Source organism: Caulobacter sp. FV1ye13L (genome assembly GCF_058681155.1).
Window position 1 is genome coordinate 1699322 of the sequence record NZ_CM178732.1, and the last position, 16115, is coordinate 1715436.

The following is a 16115-nucleotide window of genomic DNA, read 5'->3' on the forward strand; positions in this document are numbered from 1 at the left end:
TTCATGCAGCAGGCGTGGCGCGGGAGTCTTACGCGCCGACGAAGTCTGGATAGGTCTGGTTCAGCAGCTTGCCGACCGAGGCTTCCAGCTGCTCTGGCGAATAGGGCTTCTGAAGGAACTGGCCGCCGCCGACGAACTGCTCGGACATCTCGGCCGTAAGCGGACTTCCGGACGTGTAGAGAACCCGCAGGCCCGGCCGGAGTTGCAGGGCCTGGTTGGCGATGTCGTAGCCGCCCAGGGGCAGGGCGCCGAGCCGGATGTCGACGAACAGCATGTCGATGCCGCCGGGCGCCGACAGGTGTTTCAGCGCGCCGGCCAAGTCCTCGGCCATCAGCGGCCGATGTCCCAGATCCTCGATGGCCCATTCCGCCGCCTGACGGATGAACATTTCATCTTCGACGACAAGAATAATGGCCATCAGGTCGACACAAATTCCGGCTGCAGGATTAAATCTTGTCCTCGATTTCGACGCTAGTCGGCGATTTCGAGGCGTTTCAGACGAGAATTTTTGCCGAGGAAATATTCAATTTCATTCGGAGGCATTTCGCATACCATCGATCGCGGCGCCGCTTCGCATGCGAAATTATTATTTGTGTCCGGCCGTAAACCTGAGAAGACTTTTCTAGGCCACCAGCACAACCTTCCCAACATGCTCCCCAGCTTCAAGATGTGCGTGGGCCTTGCCCGCCGCCTCCAGCGGGAAGGTCGCGTCGACGATCGGCTTCAGCTTGCCTGCCGCGATCCACGGCCAGACGACGCGTTCGATCTCAGCGGCCAGGCGAGCCTTTTCGTCGGCCGAGCGGGGGCGCAGGGTCGAGCCCGTGATCGTCGCGCGCTTCTGCATGATCTGCATGATCGGCACGTCCAGCACCGGGCCGGCCAGGGCGGCGATATAGACGATGCGGCCGCCGACATTGAGGGCGTGCAGGTTCTTGTCGAAATAGCTGGCCCCGACCATGTCGAGCACCACATCGACGCCGCCGGCCTCGCGGGCGATTTCGGCGAAGTCCTCGGTCTTGGTGTCGACGGCGATGTCGGCGCCCAGCTCCAGGGCCTTGGCCTTCTTGTCGGCCCCGCGTCCGGTCGCGATGACCCGGGCCCCGGCCGCCTTGGCCATGGCGATGGCGGTTGTTCCGATTCCGGACGTTCCGCCATGGACCAGCAGGGTCTCGCCAGGCTTGAGCGCGCCATGCTCGAACACATTCGCGTAAACGGTGAAAACCGTCTCGGGCAGGGCGGCCGCATGGACCATGTCAAAGCCGTCGGGCACGGGCAGGGCGTGGCGGGCGTCGACCACGGCATATTGCGCATAGCCGCCACCGCCTAGCAGGGCGCAGACCTTGTCGCCGACCTTCCAGCGGCCCGACGCCACCATGACTTCGCCCGCGACCTCCAGGCCCAGGGTGACCGGCGCGCCCGGCGGGGGTGGGTAATAGCCCAGGCGCTGGATGATGTCGGGGCGATTGACACCGGCCGCCGCGACCTTGATCAGGATCTCTCCGGCGCGCGGAACGGGCCGCTCCAGCGTGGTGGGAACCAGCGCATCGGCGGGCCCCTTGCCGCCTTCGATGGCGATCGCGGTCATCGCATCCGACATGGTCTCTGATCCCTCAAGCTTGCCTTGCGTCCTAGGTAGGCGTCAGATGAACGAACGAAAAGAACGTTCATAGTCTTGGGGAGCCAGTCGATGTTCGAGGAACCCGTCGAGCCGCGCGCTTTCAGCGGTCGCGCCCTGAATGAGACGACGCACGAAGACCTTGAAATCTATGGGGTCGCCGAGCTGGAGGAGCGCATCGACGCCCTCCAGGCCGAGATCACCCGCACAAAGGCCCAGCTGGACAAGAAGCGCGCGGGGCGCGACGCGGCCAATGCGCTGTTTGGTCGCCTCGACTAGGGATTCATTTACCCTAATCAATGTCTAAAGGCGGCAAGCCGCCTTCGCTGCGTATGCGTCGAGGTTCGAAGGGGGCAGGTCGCGAAACGGGACGGCGTCGGTTGGCACGGGGGTTGCAGTCCCCGCTCCAGGCGAGACGTTCTCGCGGCCTTTCGAAGGGGCATTGAGTACCTATGACCGATCTGAACGCATCCGCGTCGACACCCTGGCGCGCGGGGGTCATCCAGGACTTCGCGAAATCGGAGCTGTTTGACCGCACGTTCGAGGAAGGCATGATGCTGGTCGAGGAGACGGCCGGCTATCTCGACGGCGCGGGCCGGCATGATAGCAAGATCCTCTCGCGCAACGCCGCCCTGGCCTACGCCACCGAAAGCATGCGTCTGACCACCCGCCTGATGCAGGTGGCCTCGTGGCTGCTGGTGCAGCGCGCGGTCAAGGAAGGCGAGATGGCCCCCGAGGCCGCCTGCGCTGAAAGCTATCGCCTGGCCGAGGAAGTCGCCGTGGTCGGCGCGGCGGTCGAGGAACTGCCCTACGGCTTGGTCAACCTGCTGCAGCGCTCAGAGCGCCTGTACGAGCGCGTGCGCCATCTGGACAAGCGCATGTATGTCGAGATCGCTCTCGAAGACGCGCCCCGCCCGGTTCAGGCCCAGTTCGACCGCCTGACGGCGGCTTTCGGGGGCAGTTGATCCACCCCATCCCGCGCAACAAAAAGCCCGCCATCTCGACCGAGATGGCGGGCTTTTTTGACGCCTGAACACCAGACACAGAAAAAGCCGGTCCGCGAGCGCGGGACCGGCCTTTCGTCGCCCTTGCGGCGAGCGTGCTTACTTCTTGGTGAAGCCAGCGAACTTGGCGTTGAAACGCGAGACGCGGCCGCCACGGTCCAGCATGTGGGCGTTGCCGCCGGTCCAGGCCGGGTGAACGCGCGGATCGATATCCAGCGCCAGCACGGAGCCTTCTTTCCCGTAGGTCGAACGGGTCGGATAGGTGGTGCCATCGGTCATGGTGACGGTGATGAAGTGATAGTCGGGGTGAATGTCTTGTTTCATCGGGCGGTCCAACCGACTGGCGGTGTGAAAGTTGGTGAGCGGACGCCCTTGCGGGTGGCCCTCGAAGAGGCGCGGCTATAAAGAACACGCGCGAATTTGGCAAGGGACAGTTGATGACCGACGTACACGGCGGGGATATTTCGGTCGAGGGACGCCCCGGCGCAGGCGCCGAACTGGCTCAGGGCATGGCCGAGGCGGCCGCCCGGCGGCCCCGCCGCAAGGACATCCGTCCCCTGGCCCATCTGCTGCCCTTCGTGCGCCGCCACATCGGCGACGCCCTGGCCGCGGGCTTCTTCCTGCTGTTCTCCACCAGCGCCACCCTGGGCCTGACCGCCGCCTTCAAGACCGTTATCGACAAGGGGTTTGCGACCGGCGCAGCCTCGGCCGTCAATGGCGCCTTCATCGGCCTGGGGGTCGTGGCCCTGGTGCTGGCCGTCGCCACCTCGCTGCGGTTCTTCTTCGTCACCCGGCTGGGCGAGCGGGTCGTCGCCGACCTGCGCCGGGCGCTCTATGGCCACACCCTGACCCTGGATCCGGCCTATTTCCTCAAAACCCGCACCGGCGAGGTTTTGTCGCGCCTGACCACCGACGTGACCATCATCGAGCAGCTGGTCGGCACCTCGGCCTCGGTGGCGGTGCGCAACATTCTCAGCCTGGTGGGCGGCCTGGGCTACATGGCCGTGGTCAGCCCCAAGCTGGCGGGTTTCATCGTGCTGATGGTGCCGGTGATCCTGGCCCCGATGTTCCTGATGGGTCGCAAGGTGCGCAAGCTGTCCGTGACGGCCCAGGACCGCTTCGCCGACGCTGTGGGCTATGCCGGCGAGAGCCTGGACGCGCTGGACACGGTTCAGGCCTTCGGGCGCGAAAAGGCTTCGGACAGCCGCTTCGGCGAGGCGGTCGAGATGGCCTATCAGGCCTCGGTGCGGCGCATCACCGCCCGGGCCGGCATGACCGCCGTGGTCATCGTCCTGGCCTTTGGCGGCATCACCCTGCTGCTGTGGTCGGGCGCGCATCTGGTGCTGTCGGGCGAGATGACCCCCGGCACCCTGGCCCAGTTCGCCTTGCTGGCCATCATGGCCGCCGGCTCGATCGGCGCCCTGGGCGAGGTCTGGGGCGACGTTCAGAAGGCCGCCGGAGCCATGGAGCGCATCGCCGAACTGCTGAGCTCGCAGCCCGGCATCGCCGCGCCGGAGAAGCCCCGGACCCTGCCGGTTCCCGCCACGGGCGCTGTCGCCTTCGACAATGTCACCTTCGCCTATCCCGGCCGTCCCGACCTGCCGGCCCTGCGAGGCTTTGATTTGACCGTCAGGCCCGGTGAGACCGTCGCCCTGGTCGGACCCTCAGGGGCGGGCAAGAGCACCGTCCTGCGCCTGCTCCTGCGCTTCTACGACCCGCAGGAGGGCGTCATCCGCCTCGATGGCGTGGATCTGCGCGACGCCGACCCGGTGGAGGTGCGTCAGCGCATGGCCCTGGTGGCCCAGGACTCGCCGCTGTTCTCGGGCTCGGCGCTGGACAACATCCGCTTTGGCCGCGAGGACGCCACCGAGGCGCAAGCCCGCGAAGCCGCCGCCGCCGCCCAGGCCACCGGCTTCCTGGAAGCCCTGCCGCAGGGTTTCGACACCCCGGTCGGCGAGCGCGCCAAGACCCTGTCGGGCGGCCAGCGCCAGCGCCTGGCCATCGCCCGCGCCCTGGTCCGCCAGGCGCCCATCCTGTTGCTCGACGAGGCCACCAGCGCCCTGGACGCCGAAAACGAGCGCCTGGTCCAGCAGGCCCTACATGAGGCCATGAGCGGCCGCACCACCCTGGTCATCGCCCACCGCCTGGCCACGGTGCTCAAGGCCGATCGCATCGTGGTCATGGAAGACGGCCGGGTGGTCGAACAGGGCACCCACGCCGAGCTTTCGGCCCGCGGCGGGCTCTATTCCCGGCTGGCGAAGCTGCAGTTCGGAGTGGAGGCGGCCTAGAGCCTCTAGAGCGTGACTGGCGCCGGAACCGGCTTCCACTTTCGGCGTCACGCGCTCGTCGCTACAGGACGATGACCGCGACAGCGACCAGCAGGGCCACGCCCTCCAGGGCGTGGATCAGGATGGCCAGCCAGTTCGAGCGAAACACCTGGGCGGGCAGGCTGTAGCAAAGGCAGCTGATCACCAGCCCGGGCATCAGCCAGAACTTGTGCACGTGATAGGCGGTGAACAGCAGGCCATTGCCCAGCCAGGCCCAGCGTCCCCAGGCCTTTTCCATGCGGGGCAATAGAACCCCGTGGAACAGCAGCGCTTCGCCTAGCCCGTAGTTGAACAGGCAGGAGACGACGGCCAGGGCCAGGATGTCCCAGCGTCCCCGCGCCTCTGGCGTCGCCAGGGCCTCGATGAAGGCGAAGGCCGGCGTGCCCTCGGCCAGCAGCCAGCCCAGGGGCGTGCCCTGGAACCAGGTCGAGACCGCCTCGTCGCCGAACAGGCCGATGGCGACAAAGGCCGGAACCAGGAAGAACGCCGCAACGAAGGGCCGCCCGCTCGGCCGCCAGACCGGCATCGTCAGCCACAGGCGCTGGCGCAGGTCGGCCAGCCGGAACGGCACGCCCTCCAACTTCAGGACGATCAGCGACAGCACCAGCTGCCAGGCCATGCCGATCACGATCATCCGCCAGAAAACGAGGCCCGACAGGGGATCGCCCGGCGTCATCAGCCTTGGCGCGAGGACCCAGGCCAGCACCGCCATCGGCCCGGTGGCGGCCGCCCAGATCAGCAGGATCGTCGCCGAGCGCCGCAGGAGAGGCCCGTCCATTCCTAGAACCGCCGCACGAGGCTGATGAACCCGGCGCCGGCGCGGCTCTTGGCCATCAGCGGGCTGTCGGTGATGTCGTTGCTGTAGCTTTCGACCTCGGCCGCCGCGATCAGATAAACCCGCTCGCTGAGCTGGTATCGCAACTGGACACCCAGCGACGGGATGATGGCGCCGCCTGACGGCGCCCGAGGCGAACGGCCAAATTCATAGGCCCTTGCCGCCCCGACCTCTTTCACGCTCAGGCCGTACAGCCACGTGGCCAGCGCCTCGTCTTTCCACGACAGGCCAGCGGCCACCTCGACCGACAGCCGCTCGATCGGCTCGAACCCCACCGTCAGGTCCAGATTGAGCTCCTGTCCGTCGGTCTCGCCCGAGGCGTCTATCAGATATTCGACGCTCAGGGTCGCCGGGCCGGCGGTTCCGCTCAGGCGGGCGCCGGCGTCGACGCCGAAGTCGCGCTGCAGAAAGGCGAAATCCTTGGTGTCCTTGGGATCGACCAGTTGCAGGCGCGGCGCGATCCGCCCCTCCAGCTTGACGTGGCCGGTATCAAAGGCCGTGACCGCCAGGCCAGACAGGTCGGCCGTCAGATAGCGGTTCTGGTAGACGAACAGAGGCAGCAGGCCGGTCTCGACGTCCTCGCGGGCGCTCTCATAGGGGTTTGAGGTTACATAGGCCCCGGCGCCCAGCAGCAGCAGGTGGTCGGGTTCGTCGGACTGGGCGTGGGCGGCCGTACCGAACGCCAGGGCGCCGATCGCGATGGCGCTAAAAGCCACCGCGCCTGAGGCGAAGGTGAAGATGGAGAGGGCGGCGCGCAGGCCGTTTGAACGATAGATCATGACTGTTCTCTTGAGCCGTGAGGCGGGACAGTCAGCACCGTGATCGAGGCGACGGCGGGCGTCGTCCGGACGGGTAGGGTCGGATCGGCGACGCGTCCGGACGGGCAGGCCCGGACGTCAGGCGCTCAGCTCTCGGGTCGGAAAGCGCTGGGCGGCCGGCCGGAATGCTTCTTCACCGCCGCGTTGAAGGTGGAGCGGGAATTGAAGCCCACGTCATAGGCGATCATCAGGATCGGCTCGTCGCCGGAGCGGATTCGCGCGATGGCCTCCTCGACGCGCCACCGGTTCACATAGTCGAAGAAGCTCTGGTTCAGATGATCGTTCAGGGCCTGGGACAGGTGGTTGGGCGTTACCGCGATCCGGTTGGCCAGGGTGCTCAGCGAGAGCAGGGGATCGCGATACAGCGCGTCGGCGCGCATCGCCTGTTCCAGCCGGGCGGCAATCTCGACCTGACGCGTTTCGGGCAAGGCCGAGCGGGCATACTTTCCGGCGGTGGGCAGGGCCTGGGGCGTTTCGGCGCCCAGGGTGAAGATCGGCTTCTGCGACAGGCCAAACAGGCCGATGGCGGCGATCCAGCCCAATTCGACCGCCGCCGCGCCGACCTCCAGCCAGGGCGATTGGGCGAGGCCGGTGCTCAGCCCCGATTTCACCGCGCCCCAGATCCAGGCCGCCAGCATCACCAGCAAAAGGGCGCGAAGCCAGCTCAGGGTCCGGTCCTCAATGTTGGAGAACAGGTCGCGCACCCGGCGGACATGTCGGCTCAGCACCCAGAAAGCGGCGGCCAGATAGCCCAGGGTCAGGCCCAGAAACAGGGCGACGAAGGCCAGCTGGAACAGGCCGATCCGCGCGTCCAGCTCGGCGCCCGCCCCGGTATAGACCGCCAGCCGGGTCTGGGCCGGCAGCAGGAAGAAGGGCGACGCCAGCACGACGGCGACGCCCGCCGGCCAGGCGATGCGCGCCACCCTGGGCCAGGTCCAGCCCTGGCCGGGGTCGCCCGTCATCGCCACCACATAGGCCAGGATCGACGGGCCCAGGAACAGCGAGGTCGACCAGAGAATCCCGGTCATCCAGGGCGAGGCGGCATAGACGCCGGTCCGGTCGAACAGCAGGTCCAGCCCGGAAAGCGCGCTCAGCAGCAGAAACACGCCCAGCGCCGTCGCAGGCGCGGTTCGCCAGTCGTGTCGCACGCCCAGTTGGGCGGCCGCGAACAGCCCGATCCCGGTCGCCGCCGAGGACAGGATCAGCACCAGGGTGTAGGCCATTGCGTCGATCACCCTAGCGACCCGTTGAAAGCGGCGCGGAGAGTGTCGTGTAACGCGGGTTGGCGCAATTGCGGGCGCTAAGGTCTCGCTTCCGGCAAAGGGGAGAGGGGTCGCTTACCTCGCCAGATCCGCCGGCGTTGTCGGCTCGCTGATCACGGCCTCCATCGCCTTCCAGCGCGCGTCCTGGCTGGCTCCCGCCTGCTCGACATGCGCCCGGACCATGTCCTGGCCGAGATTGTAGTTGATCACGTAGGAGCGATAGGTCTCGATGAAGCTCAGGCGCTTTTCGGCCCGGGCGACGGAGCTGAGGCCGTACTTGGCCAGGGCCGCGATGGCGGTGGGTTTATCCATGCGACCCGACAGATAGGCGTCGGCGATGGTGTTTTCGCTGCTGGCCAGATCGGCCTTGGCGGTCATCAGGGCGTCGTAGGCGTCGGCGCTGGCCGGATCCAGGCCCGCCAGCGGATAGAGCTTTTCGCGCTCGAACTTGACCTTTTCCGCGCCCGGGAAGGCCAGGCTGATGCCGTAATTGGCCGAGCCCTCGGCAATCAGGGATTGGGGCGAGTACAGCGGGTAGACCGAGAACTCGACCCAGCCATTGCCCTTGGTCAGCTTCTCTTCCATCTGGGCGTTCAGCACGTGGTGGCCCGGATAGCCCTCGTGGCAGCCCAGGTCGACGGCGCGGCTGATGGCGACGGGTAGGTCGGTGTTGATCTCGATCAGGCTGTGGGCGCCGCCCTTGTACCAGTTGTAGCCGCTCCACGGCTTGCCGGTGACGAAGGCCAGGTCGAACTTCTCACCCTTGGGCAGGGCGATGTGCGCCTCGGTGCGCGCCTTGCAGGCGGCGATGCCGGCCTTCATGACCGCATCGAGTTTGTCGGCCGGGATCACGTATTGGTTCTGGAAGGCGTCGATGCGGGCGGCGAGATCGCCCTCGCCGGGGACCAGTTTGTCGAGCCGGGCCAGGATCGGGTCGAAGCTCGCAAGCGGCTTCAGCGGCGGACGCACGCCGAACAGGCCCTCGGCCTCGTCCTGGAAGCTGAACTTTTGGCCCTCCAGCATGGCCAGGCGGGTTTCGGCCGCCTTCAGCTGACCCAGCATGAACGCCTTGCGGCGGCGCTCGTCGGGGGTGAGGGCGGCGTCGTCGACGGCCCGCGTCGCGGCGGTCAGGCGGAGGGCCTCGGCCTTCAGGGCCGGCACGGCGCGGGGATGGGCCTTGGCGGCGTCAGCCCAGGCCTTGGGGCCGTAATAGGCGTCGACATAGCCAGGCTCGCGCTCGCCGGCCTCCAGCGTCAGGGCCACGAAGTCGCGGGCGATGGCGTCCAGCTTCGGCCCTCCCGCTGATGCGGCGAGGACGGGCGCCGAAGCGCCCAGCAGCAGGGCGGCGGCCAGGACGGCCAGACGGGTGTTCATGCAAAGCCTCAACGCGACAGGGCGCTCAGGCTGCACCCGCGAGCGTCAGAGGGTCAAGCGCGCGCCGCGACCGCCAGGCCGGGGAAGTCGCTGAACACGCCGTCGACGCCGGCCGCGTAGAGGGCCTTGAGCAGCGGCTCCACATCGCCATGCTGGGCCAGATGGTCTGGACGCGCGGCGTCGCCCCGGCGCAGGGACGTGGGCAGGAAGTAGTTCTCGGCCCGCACGGTCCACGGGTGCACCTGCAGGCCGGCGGTGTGGGCGTCCCTGACCAGGTTGGTGGCGGGCAGCAGGATGTCGCTGCGGGGCACGACCAGCGACTGCTGCGGCCCCAGGCCATCGGCATAGGCCGCCACGCCCTTCAGGCCCTCTGCGGTCAGCAGGTCGGCGTATTTGACGCCCGGCAGGTCGGGCGGGCCGCCCTCGGCGTCAGCCAGCAGCACCAGCCTGGCCCGGGTCTGGGGGCGCAAGGTCTTCAGGGGGGTGACCTCGAAACACTGCACGAACACCGGAGCGTCGGCCGAGTTGAGGTCATTGCGCTTCAGGGCGTCCAGCATCCGGCCTTCGACCGGCAGGCCGATCGAGGCGAAATAGCTGGGGTGCTTCATCTCGGGATAGACGCCGATGACGCGGCCGGTGCGCTTGCTGGCGGCCCGGGCGATCGCGACCACCTCGTCGAAGGTCAGGATCTGGGCCTGACCGTCAAACGTGGCGCTGGCCGGGCGCATCTGCGGCAGGCGCTCGCGGGCTCGCAGGGTCTTGAGCTCGGCCAGGGTGAAGTCTTCGGTGAACCAGCCGGTGATGCTCTCGCCGTCGATGGTCTTGGTCGCCTTGCGGGCGGCGAATTCGGGACGGCCGGCGATATCGGTCGTGCCGCCGATCTCGTTCTCGTGGCGGGCCACCAGATGGCCGTCCTTGGTGGGGACCAGATCGGGCTCGATGAAGTCGCAGCCCTGCTCGATCCCCAGCTCATAGGCCAGGGCCGTGTGCTCGGGCCGCAGGCCCGAGGCGCCCCGGTGGGCGATGACGAGGGGCTTCTTGCCCTGGGCGCGGGCCAGGCCGGGCAGGAAGGTGCCGGCGAGGGCGGCGGTGGTCAGGGCGCGACGGGTCAGCAGGGTCATGGCGGCGATTTAGCGCTGCATCATGACACTTTGGCTAGGGGTGAACACTGGCCCCCTCCGGGCCTCCGGGCCTGCGGCCCTCCTCCCCCGGGAGGGGGAAGACGAGATCATGCGCCCCCCTTGGGGGCGGACGGCTGCGCAGCAGCCCGGTGGGGGCGAGTCTGGCGTTCTCTAGGCCAGGCGCAGCTTCTCCAGCACCAGCGGGTGCAGTTCCTGGTTACAGGCCAGGATCGAGGCCCCTTCGGCCGGGTTGCCGTGCTCCTCGATGGTCGAGACCTTGCCGCCGGCTTCGGCGACCATCAGCACGCCGGCCGAGACGTCCCAGGCGCCCAGATTGCGCTCCCAATAGCCGTCGAAACGACCGGCCGCGACCCAGGCCAGGTCCAGCGAAGCGGCGCCGAAGCGGCGGACGCCGGCGACCTTCTGGCTGATCTGGTGCAGTTCCTTCAGGAACTGGGCATGGCCGGGCTTGCCCAGGAAGGGCACGCCGGTGGCCAGCACGGCCTCGTCCAGATGGCGGCGGGCGGCGACGCGCAGGCGCTTTTCGGCGCCCAGGAAGGCGCCCTTGCCCTTTTCGACCCAGAACAGGTCGTGGGTGATGGGGTTGTAGGTGACGCCGGCCACCACCTCGCCCTCGCGCTGCAGGGCGATATTGACCGCGAAGTGCGGGATGGCGTGCAGGAAGTTGGTGGTGCCGTCCAGCGGGTCGACGATCCAGGTGTGGGTCTTGTCGGTGCCCTCGATCAGGCCGCGCTCTTCACCCAGGAAGCTGTAGCCGGGGCGGGCCTTTTCCAGCAGTTCGAAGATGGTCTGCTCGGCCTTGAGGTCGGCATTGGTGACGAAGTCGGCCGCGCCCTTCTTGGAAACCTGCAGCTCGGCGACTTCACCGAAATCGCGAGCCAGGCCACGCGCCGCTTTGCGGGCAGCGTCGATCATCACGTTCAGAAGGGCGGAGGGAGTGGCCAAGGCGGGTTTTCCTCATAGGTCCCCCTGCGCAGCGTCCCCCCTCTTTGTTGAAAAGGGAGCAGACGGCGGGGGATATGCGAGCGGCGGTTAGAAAGATCGGGAAATTGGGCGCGGAACCTAGTCGCGGACGCGCGCGAAAGCAAGGCGGGGCAATTTTTCGGGCCGCCATGGCGCGGCCGCAAGGATCCTCCTCCTCCGGGGGAGGTGGTTCAGAGGGCCGGAGGGGGCTAGCTGGGCGGATGCCGCGACGGCCCCTCAGTCGCTCCGCGACAGCTTCCCCTGAGGGGGAGCATCTGCCCTGCCTAGGGCAGATCAACCTTGGGCAGGCTGTCGCGGGCTTCGCAGGCCAGCTTGCCGGCGCTGCCGGCGGCGGCCTTGGCGTCGTCGATCTTTTCGCCGTTCCGCCAGCCCTTGGTCAGGCCCATGTCCCCGACGAAATCCATGCCCAGGTCGATCCACTTGTCGGTCGCGCAGTCCAGGGCGAACATGATGATCGGTCCCTTGCTGGCCGGCCAGTTCCTGTAGGGACCGTTGGGCTTGCCCTCGGCGATGCGGACCAGGACCATGCCGGACTTGGCGTCCACCCGCATAAAGTCCTCGTCATAGAAGGTCTTGGCCTCGCCGGGCGAGGGCTTCCAGTTTTCGGCCAGGGCGTAGGTCGCCGCAGACAGAGCCGCCAGGCTCACCACGCACAATACGAGTCGCTTATTCATCGCGTTCCCCCCCGGAACCTATGGTTAACGGAGAGGCTAGGCCTGTCTGGTCTGCCCCGCAATAACGTCGTTAGACGAGGCTGCGGGCCGCCAGACCTGCGGCGATCGCGGCGTTCAGCGCAGCGACGGCGGCGGTCGGCCCCTGGGGATGGGCCCAGACCCCGGCCGAGACGGCCAGGAAGTCGGCGCCCGCCGTGGCCAGGCCGGCGGCGTTGTCTGCGGTGATGCCGCCGATGGCCACCGAGGGGGTCTCCATCACCTCCTGCCAGATCGACAGGATTTCCGGATCGGCGGTGGTCGGGGCGTCTTTCGTCGTGGTCGGAAAGAAGGCCCCGAAGGCCACATAGTCGGCCCCGGCCTCGGCGGCCTCCATGGCCAGGTGGCGGCTGTCATGGCAGGTGACCCCGACCATGCGGTCCTTGCCCATCAGCTTGCGGGCGGCGGCGTAGGGGGTGTCGCCCTGGCCCACATGCACGCCGTCGCAGTCGAGGCTGGCGGCGAGGTCTGGCCGGTCATTGAGGATCACCGCCACGCCCTGGGCGCGGGCGATCGGCGCGAGGACCGCCACGGCCTGCGCGATCGCGGCGTCAGAGACGTCCTTCAGCCGGATCTGCAGCGCGGCCACGTCGCCGCCGTCCAGGGCCTTCTTCAGCTCAAGGCCGAAGGCGCCCAGGTCGCTCAGGGCCGGCGGGGTGATCAGATAGAGGCGGCAATCGAGGGTCATGACGCGGGAATTACGCCAATTCGCGCCCGCGCCCAAGTCGTCAGCCTAAAGGGTCACGACCTCGCCCGCTGCGAACCATAGTGAGAGTCAGTTGCAAAAGGCCGCATCCTTCGCTACATGAGAATGACACTCATTCGGCAAGGGCGTTGCTTCCGTGTACGTTTGCAACTGTAACGGCATCCGCGAGCGCGAAGTGCGCGCCGCCATCGACGCGGGCGCCAGCCGCCCGGCCGAGATCTTTCGCCACAAGGGCTGCCAGGCCCAGTGCGCCAAGTGCGTGTGCGAGATGCGCCAGATGATCGAAGACAGCCGTCAGGCCCTGGCCTACGCCGCCGAATAGGTTTGGCCCGCCGCGCCACGATTTCCGTGAAAGCGCGAAACACTTGCAGACATTGCGGTTGAAGCCTGTTGCGCCTTGCCGCACGGTCGCCGTGACTCGCACTTCAAGGAGACCCGCCATGCAAGGCGATCCCGGTATCATCCGCCTGCTCAACGCGGTGCTCACCAACGAACTGACCGCCGTGAACCAGTATTTCCTGCACGCGCGGATGTACGACAACTGGGGCTTCAAGCGCCTGGGCAAGATCACCTATGATGAGTCGATCGGCGAGATGAAGCACGCCGACAAGCTGATCAATCGTATCCTGTTTCTGGAAGGCCTGCCCAACCTGCAGGACCTGCACAAGCTGAAGATCGGCGAGACCGTGCCCGAGTGCCTGACCTCGGACCTGGCCGTCGAGGTCGGCGGCCGCGAGACCCTGATCCCCGGCATCATCCAGTGCGAGCAGGTCCGCGACTATGTCAGCCGCGAGCTGCTGCGCGAGATCCTCAGCGACACCGAGGAGCACATCGACTTCCTCGAAATGCAGCTGGGCCTGGTCAAGTCGATCGGCGAGCAGAACTATCTGCAGAGCGCCATGGGCGAACTGCCGGCCGGCTGACCTTTCAGGCGGCGGCGCGCCTGTTGCGCGTCGCCGGCTCCAGGTTGAACTGGCCCACCAGTTGGGCCAAACGTCCCGACTCGTTGCGCAGAGAATGCGCCGCCGCCGTCGTCTGCTCGACCATGGCGGCGTTCTGCTGGGTCATCTGATCCATCTGGTTGATGGCCGTATTGACCTGGTTCAGGCCGGTCGACTGTTCCTGCGACGAGGCCGAGATCTCGGCCACCAGGGCGGCGATCTGGCCCACGCGCTCCAGGATGTCGCCCAGGGCCGTGCCGGTCTGGCCGACCAGGCCCACGCCTTCGCTGACCTTGGTCGAGGCCGTGCCGATCAGGACCTTGATTTGTTTGGCGGCGTCAGCGGAGCGCTGGGCGAGAGCCCGCACTTCCTGGGCCACGACCGCGAAGCCGCGACCGGCTTCACCGGCCCGCGCCGCCTCGACCCCTGCGTTCAGGGCCAGGAGGTTGGTCTGGAAGGCAATCTCGTCGATGACGCCGACGATCTGGCTGATCTGGTTGGAGGAGGTCTGGATCTCGCCCACCGCGTGGACCGCGGCCCCGACGGCCTGTTCAGTGGCCTGGGCCTGGCGACGGGTGTCGGCGACGATCAGGTCCGCCTTGCGGGCGCCGTCGGCGGTCTGGCGCACGGTCGAGGTGATCTGGTCCAGAGCGGCGGCGGTCTCTTCCAGGCTGGCGGCCTGCTGCTCGGTGCGGTGCGACAGGTCATCGGCCGCCTGGGCGATCTCGGCCGCGCCCGATCCCACGCCGCCCGAGCACTGGCGGATCTGGCTCAGCGTCTGGGTCAGCTTCTCGGCGGCGGCGTTGAAGTCGTTGCGCAGGCGCTCATATTCCGGCGCGAAGGCCGTCTCCAGTCGGTAGGCGACGTCGCCCGCCGACAGATGGTCCAGGCCCTGGGCCAGGCTGTGCATGGCGCTGTCGCGCTTCTGCTCGGCGGCGATGCGCTGGTCCTCATTCGAGCGGCGGTCGCTCTCGGCGGTCCGGCGTTCCTCATCCTGCTCCTGGCGTAGCGCCCGGCGCTCCAGAACGCCTTCGCGGAACACCGCCACGGACTTGGCCATGTCGCCCAACTCGTCGTGACGGCCGGCGAAGGGCACGGCGCGTTCGTAGTCGCCCGCCGCCAGTTCGCCCATATAGCGGGTGATGGCCTGCACCGGACGCACCACGCCGCGGCCCATGGCCCAGACGCCGCCCGTGATGATCGCGCCCATCAGCACGCAGAGCGCGCCCATCAGGGCCAGTTCCTCGATCTGCTTGGCGTGAGCTTCGGCCTCGATGCGGGCATTGTCGGCGGCGATCATCGGAACGATCTGTTCGATGGCCGCGCGATGGGCGTCGAAGGCTGCGGTCAGTTGCGCCTCCTGGGCGGCGGCGCCTGCGGTGTCGCCGCTCGACATGGCCTTGAGCATGGCGTCCGCCGACGTCCAGACGATCTGGGCCTTGTCATTGGACTCGCCCATCAGAACCGCCTTTACCTGCGGGTCAAAATCAAGGGCGCGCCAGTAGGCCAGGCGGGTGTCGTATTCGGCGCGATGCTTGGCCAGTTCCTCGGCCGCCTCCTTGAGATCGGCCGAGCCGCCGGCGGCAAAGGTCAGCTTGGCGTCGAGGTAGCCGTCAATGACGTACAGCGGCGGCGGCAGGATGTCGGCGGTCAGGTCCTTTCCCGCCACGATCTTGTCGTAGAGTGGCCCCCCGATACTCACCGTCTCGATCGCGAACCATGAAACGGCCGCCAGAATCAGAAGACCCCCCGCAAGGCTTGCGCCAAACAGATTCATCGCCCCAGACAGCCGCAGTCGCATTGCCATAGTCCCCACCAACTAAGCGCGTTCGTGCTACCTGCAGAATAAACAACGCCTTAATATGCGAAATTCGCTGCTCAAATTGAGTAAACTTCTTGCATTGATGATGAACAAAAGCGGCTCTTCGCCTGATGATGAAACGTAAAAAGACGCCGTTCGTGAACCGTCACCATCTGAGCCTGGGCGCGGACTATGCCCTGCGGATGATTCGGGTTTTTACCGATCTTTTCGACGGCGACATGGACCGGGCCCTGGTGTTCATCGCCGCCGCCCAGGCTGGCACCGAGCACCTGCGCGAGCAGGCCGATTATGTCGAACTGGTCTCGGGAGAGTTCTTTCCCGACGAGATGCGCCGGCCGGTGAGCATCTCGGCCCTGGCCCGATCGCTGGGCATCCCCGTGGAGACCACCCGGCGCCATGTGGTGAAACTGGCCAGCACGGGTTTTGCGCAGCGCACCGCGTCGGGCGGGGTGATTGTCACCTCGGAGATTCTGGCCCGCGACGAGATCCGCCAGGCGGGACTGCTCAATCTGGGCGCCATGGAGGCCCTGATCGACGGCCTGACGCGCACGCCGGCCAACCGCTGATCAGGGACC

At 67.3% G+C, this 16115-nt stretch carries 17 protein-coding genes and 2 pseudogenes; 6 read left to right on the top strand and 13 right to left on the bottom strand.

Going from position 1 to position 16115, the window contains the following annotated elements; translation table 11 throughout:
- Positions 1–28 precede the first annotated feature (28 nt).
- Positions 29–418, bottom strand: a complete 390-nt coding sequence (locus ACW176_RS08040) for a response regulator (protein ID WP_492111550.1) — start codon at positions 416–418, stop codon at positions 29–31.
- A 204-nt stretch (positions 419–622) separates the two neighbouring features.
- On the bottom strand, positions 623–1597 hold the full coding sequence (locus ACW176_RS08045) for an NAD(P)H-quinone oxidoreductase (RefSeq protein WP_492111551.1): 975 nt from the start codon (positions 1595–1597) through the stop codon (positions 623–625).
- A 90-nt stretch (positions 1598–1687) separates the two neighbouring features.
- Here ACW176_RS08045 and ACW176_RS08050 point away from each other — a divergent pair, with 90 nt between their 5' ends.
- Together ACW176_RS08050 and rcdA are read left to right on the top strand one after the other, a co-directional pair.
- A complete protein-coding gene (locus ACW176_RS08050) occupies positions 1688–1894 on the top strand; it encodes a DUF1192 domain-containing protein (RefSeq protein WP_419319870.1) in 207 nt (68 codons plus the stop codon).
- A gap of 173 nt (positions 1895–2067) precedes the next feature.
- A complete protein-coding gene (rcdA, locus tag ACW176_RS08055; protein WP_419319871.1) occupies positions 2068–2580 on the top strand; it encodes a protease adaptor protein RcdA in 513 nt (170 codons plus the stop codon).
- Positions 2581–2718: 138 nt separating this feature from the next.
- Here the strand turns inward: rcdA and rpmE are convergent, their stop codons facing one another.
- Complete coding sequence (rpmE, locus tag ACW176_RS08060; protein WP_419253331.1) at positions 2719–2943, bottom strand: 50S ribosomal protein L31; 225 nt, start codon at positions 2941–2943, stop codon at positions 2719–2721.
- A gap of 110 nt (positions 2944–3053) precedes the next feature.
- Between rpmE and ACW176_RS08065 the strand changes: the two genes are divergently transcribed.
- Positions 3054–4907 carry an ABC transporter transmembrane domain-containing protein gene (locus ACW176_RS08065; protein WP_419319873.1) on the top strand — a complete coding sequence of 618 codons (1854 nt, stop codon included), beginning with the start codon at positions 3054–3056 and terminating at the stop codon, positions 4905–4907.
- A 61-nt stretch (positions 4908–4968) separates the two neighbouring features.
- Here the strand turns inward: ACW176_RS08065 and ACW176_RS08070 are convergent, their stop codons facing one another.
- From ACW176_RS08070 to thiE, 8 genes are all read right to left on the bottom strand, one after another.
- The gene (locus ACW176_RS08070) at positions 4969–5724 is read right to left on the bottom strand and encodes a CPBP family glutamic-type intramembrane protease (protein WP_492111552.1); all 756 of its coding nucleotides are present in this window, start codon (positions 5722–5724) and stop codon (positions 4969–4971) included.
- A 2-nt stretch (positions 5725–5726) separates the two neighbouring features.
- The gene (locus tag ACW176_RS08075; protein ID WP_492111553.1) at positions 5727–6560 is read right to left on the bottom strand and encodes a MipA/OmpV family protein; all 834 of its coding nucleotides are present in this window, start codon (positions 6558–6560) and stop codon (positions 5727–5729) included.
- 125 nt (positions 6561–6685) lie between these two features.
- Positions 6686–7822, bottom strand: coding sequence for a helix-turn-helix domain-containing protein (locus ACW176_RS08080; protein WP_492111554.1), 1137 nt, complete (start codon positions 7820–7822; stop codon positions 6686–6688).
- 114 nt (positions 7823–7936) lie between these two features.
- The gene (locus ACW176_RS08085) at positions 7937–9235 is read right to left on the bottom strand and encodes a hypothetical protein (RefSeq protein ID WP_492111555.1); all 1299 of its coding nucleotides are present in this window, start codon (positions 9233–9235) and stop codon (positions 7937–7939) included.
- Between the two features lie 53 nt (positions 9236–9288).
- A complete protein-coding gene (locus ACW176_RS08090; protein WP_492111556.1) occupies positions 9289–10356 on the bottom strand; it encodes a glycerophosphodiester phosphodiesterase in 1068 nt (355 codons plus the stop codon).
- A gap of 171 nt (positions 10357–10527) precedes the next feature.
- Positions 10528–11322 carry an inositol monophosphatase family protein gene (locus ACW176_RS08095; RefSeq protein ID WP_419319880.1) on the bottom strand — a complete coding sequence of 265 codons (795 nt, stop codon included), beginning with the start codon at positions 11320–11322 and terminating at the stop codon, positions 10528–10530.
- A 302-nt stretch (positions 11323–11624) separates the two neighbouring features.
- A complete protein-coding gene (locus tag ACW176_RS08100) occupies positions 11625–12035 on the bottom strand; it encodes a hypothetical protein (RefSeq protein ID WP_492111557.1) in 411 nt (136 codons plus the stop codon).
- A gap of 70 nt (positions 12036–12105) precedes the next feature.
- A complete protein-coding gene (gene thiE / locus ACW176_RS08105) occupies positions 12106–12759 on the bottom strand; it encodes a thiamine phosphate synthase (protein WP_492111558.1) in 654 nt (217 codons plus the stop codon).
- 154 nt (positions 12760–12913) lie between these two features.
- Here thiE and ACW176_RS08110 point away from each other — a divergent pair, with 154 nt between their 5' ends.
- Both ACW176_RS08110 and bfr read left to right on the top strand, forming a co-directional pair.
- Positions 12914–13099 (top strand): (2Fe-2S)-binding protein, encoded by a 186-nt coding sequence (locus ACW176_RS08110; protein ID WP_419253321.1) that lies wholly within the window; start codon positions 12914–12916, stop codon positions 13097–13099.
- A gap of 118 nt (positions 13100–13217) precedes the next feature.
- Positions 13218–13700, top strand: a complete 483-nt coding sequence (gene bfr / locus ACW176_RS08115; protein ID WP_492111559.1) for a bacterioferritin — start codon at positions 13218–13220, stop codon at positions 13698–13700.
- A 4-nt stretch (positions 13701–13704) separates the two neighbouring features.
- Here bfr and ACW176_RS08120 read toward each other — a convergent pair.
- Positions 13705–14337 (bottom strand): annotated as a pseudogene (locus ACW176_RS08120) (methyl-accepting chemotaxis protein); the annotation flags it as partial.
- Between the two features lie 423 nt (positions 14338–14760).
- Positions 14761–15525: pseudogene (locus tag ACW176_RS08125) on the bottom strand (HAMP domain-containing protein); the annotation flags it as partial.
- Positions 15526–15650: 125 nt separating this feature from the next.
- Between ACW176_RS08125 and ACW176_RS08130 the strand changes: the two are divergent.
- A complete protein-coding gene (locus ACW176_RS08130) occupies positions 15651–16106 on the top strand; it encodes a hypothetical protein (protein ID WP_492111560.1) in 456 nt (151 codons plus the stop codon).
- The last annotated feature ends 9 nt before the right edge of the window (positions 16107–16115 follow it).

Excerpts from the sequence above, each read along its gene's own strand:
- ACW176_RS08080 (WP_492111554.1), bottom strand. The coding sequence starts at position 7,822 with ATGGCCTACACCCTGGTGCTGATCCTGTCCTCGGCGGCGACCGGGATC.
- ACW176_RS08130 (WP_492111560.1), top strand. The coding sequence starts at position 15,651 with ATGATGAAACGTAAAAAGACGCCGTTCGTGAACCGTCACCATCTGAGC.
- ACW176_RS08050 (WP_419319870.1), top strand. The coding sequence starts at position 1,688 with ATGTTCGAGGAACCCGTCGAGCCGCGCGCTTTCAGCGGTCGCGCCCTG.
- rpmE (WP_419253331.1), bottom strand. The coding sequence starts at position 2,943 with ATGAAACAAGACATTCACCCCGACTATCACTTCATCACCGTCACCATG.
- ACW176_RS08040 (WP_492111550.1), bottom strand. The coding sequence starts at position 418 with ATGGCCATTATTCTTGTCGTCGAAGATGAAATGTTCATCCGTCAGGCG.
- ACW176_RS08075 (WP_492111553.1), bottom strand. The coding sequence starts at position 6,560 with ATGATCTATCGTTCAAACGGCCTGCGCGCCGCCCTCTCCATCTTCACC.
- ACW176_RS08045 (WP_492111551.1), bottom strand. The coding sequence starts at position 1,597 with ATGTCGGATGCGATGACCGCGATCGCCATCGAAGGCGGCAAGGGGCCC.
- bfr (WP_492111559.1), top strand. The coding sequence starts at position 13,218 with ATGCAAGGCGATCCCGGTATCATCCGCCTGCTCAACGCGGTGCTCACC.
- ACW176_RS08100 (WP_492111557.1), bottom strand. The coding sequence starts at position 12,035 with ATGAATAAGCGACTCGTATTGTGCGTGGTGAGCCTGGCGGCTCTGTCT.
- rcdA (WP_419319871.1), top strand. The coding sequence starts at position 2,068 with ATGACCGATCTGAACGCATCCGCGTCGACACCCTGGCGCGCGGGGGTC.
- ACW176_RS08090 (WP_492111556.1), bottom strand. The coding sequence starts at position 10,356 with ATGACCCTGCTGACCCGTCGCGCCCTGACCACCGCCGCCCTCGCCGGC.
- thiE (WP_492111558.1), bottom strand. The coding sequence starts at position 12,759 with ATGACCCTCGATTGCCGCCTCTATCTGATCACCCCGCCGGCCCTGAGC.
- ACW176_RS08085 (WP_492111555.1), bottom strand. The coding sequence starts at position 9,235 with ATGAACACCCGTCTGGCCGTCCTGGCCGCCGCCCTGCTGCTGGGCGCT.
- ACW176_RS08070 (WP_492111552.1), bottom strand. The coding sequence starts at position 5,724 with ATGGACGGGCCTCTCCTGCGGCGCTCGGCGACGATCCTGCTGATCTGG.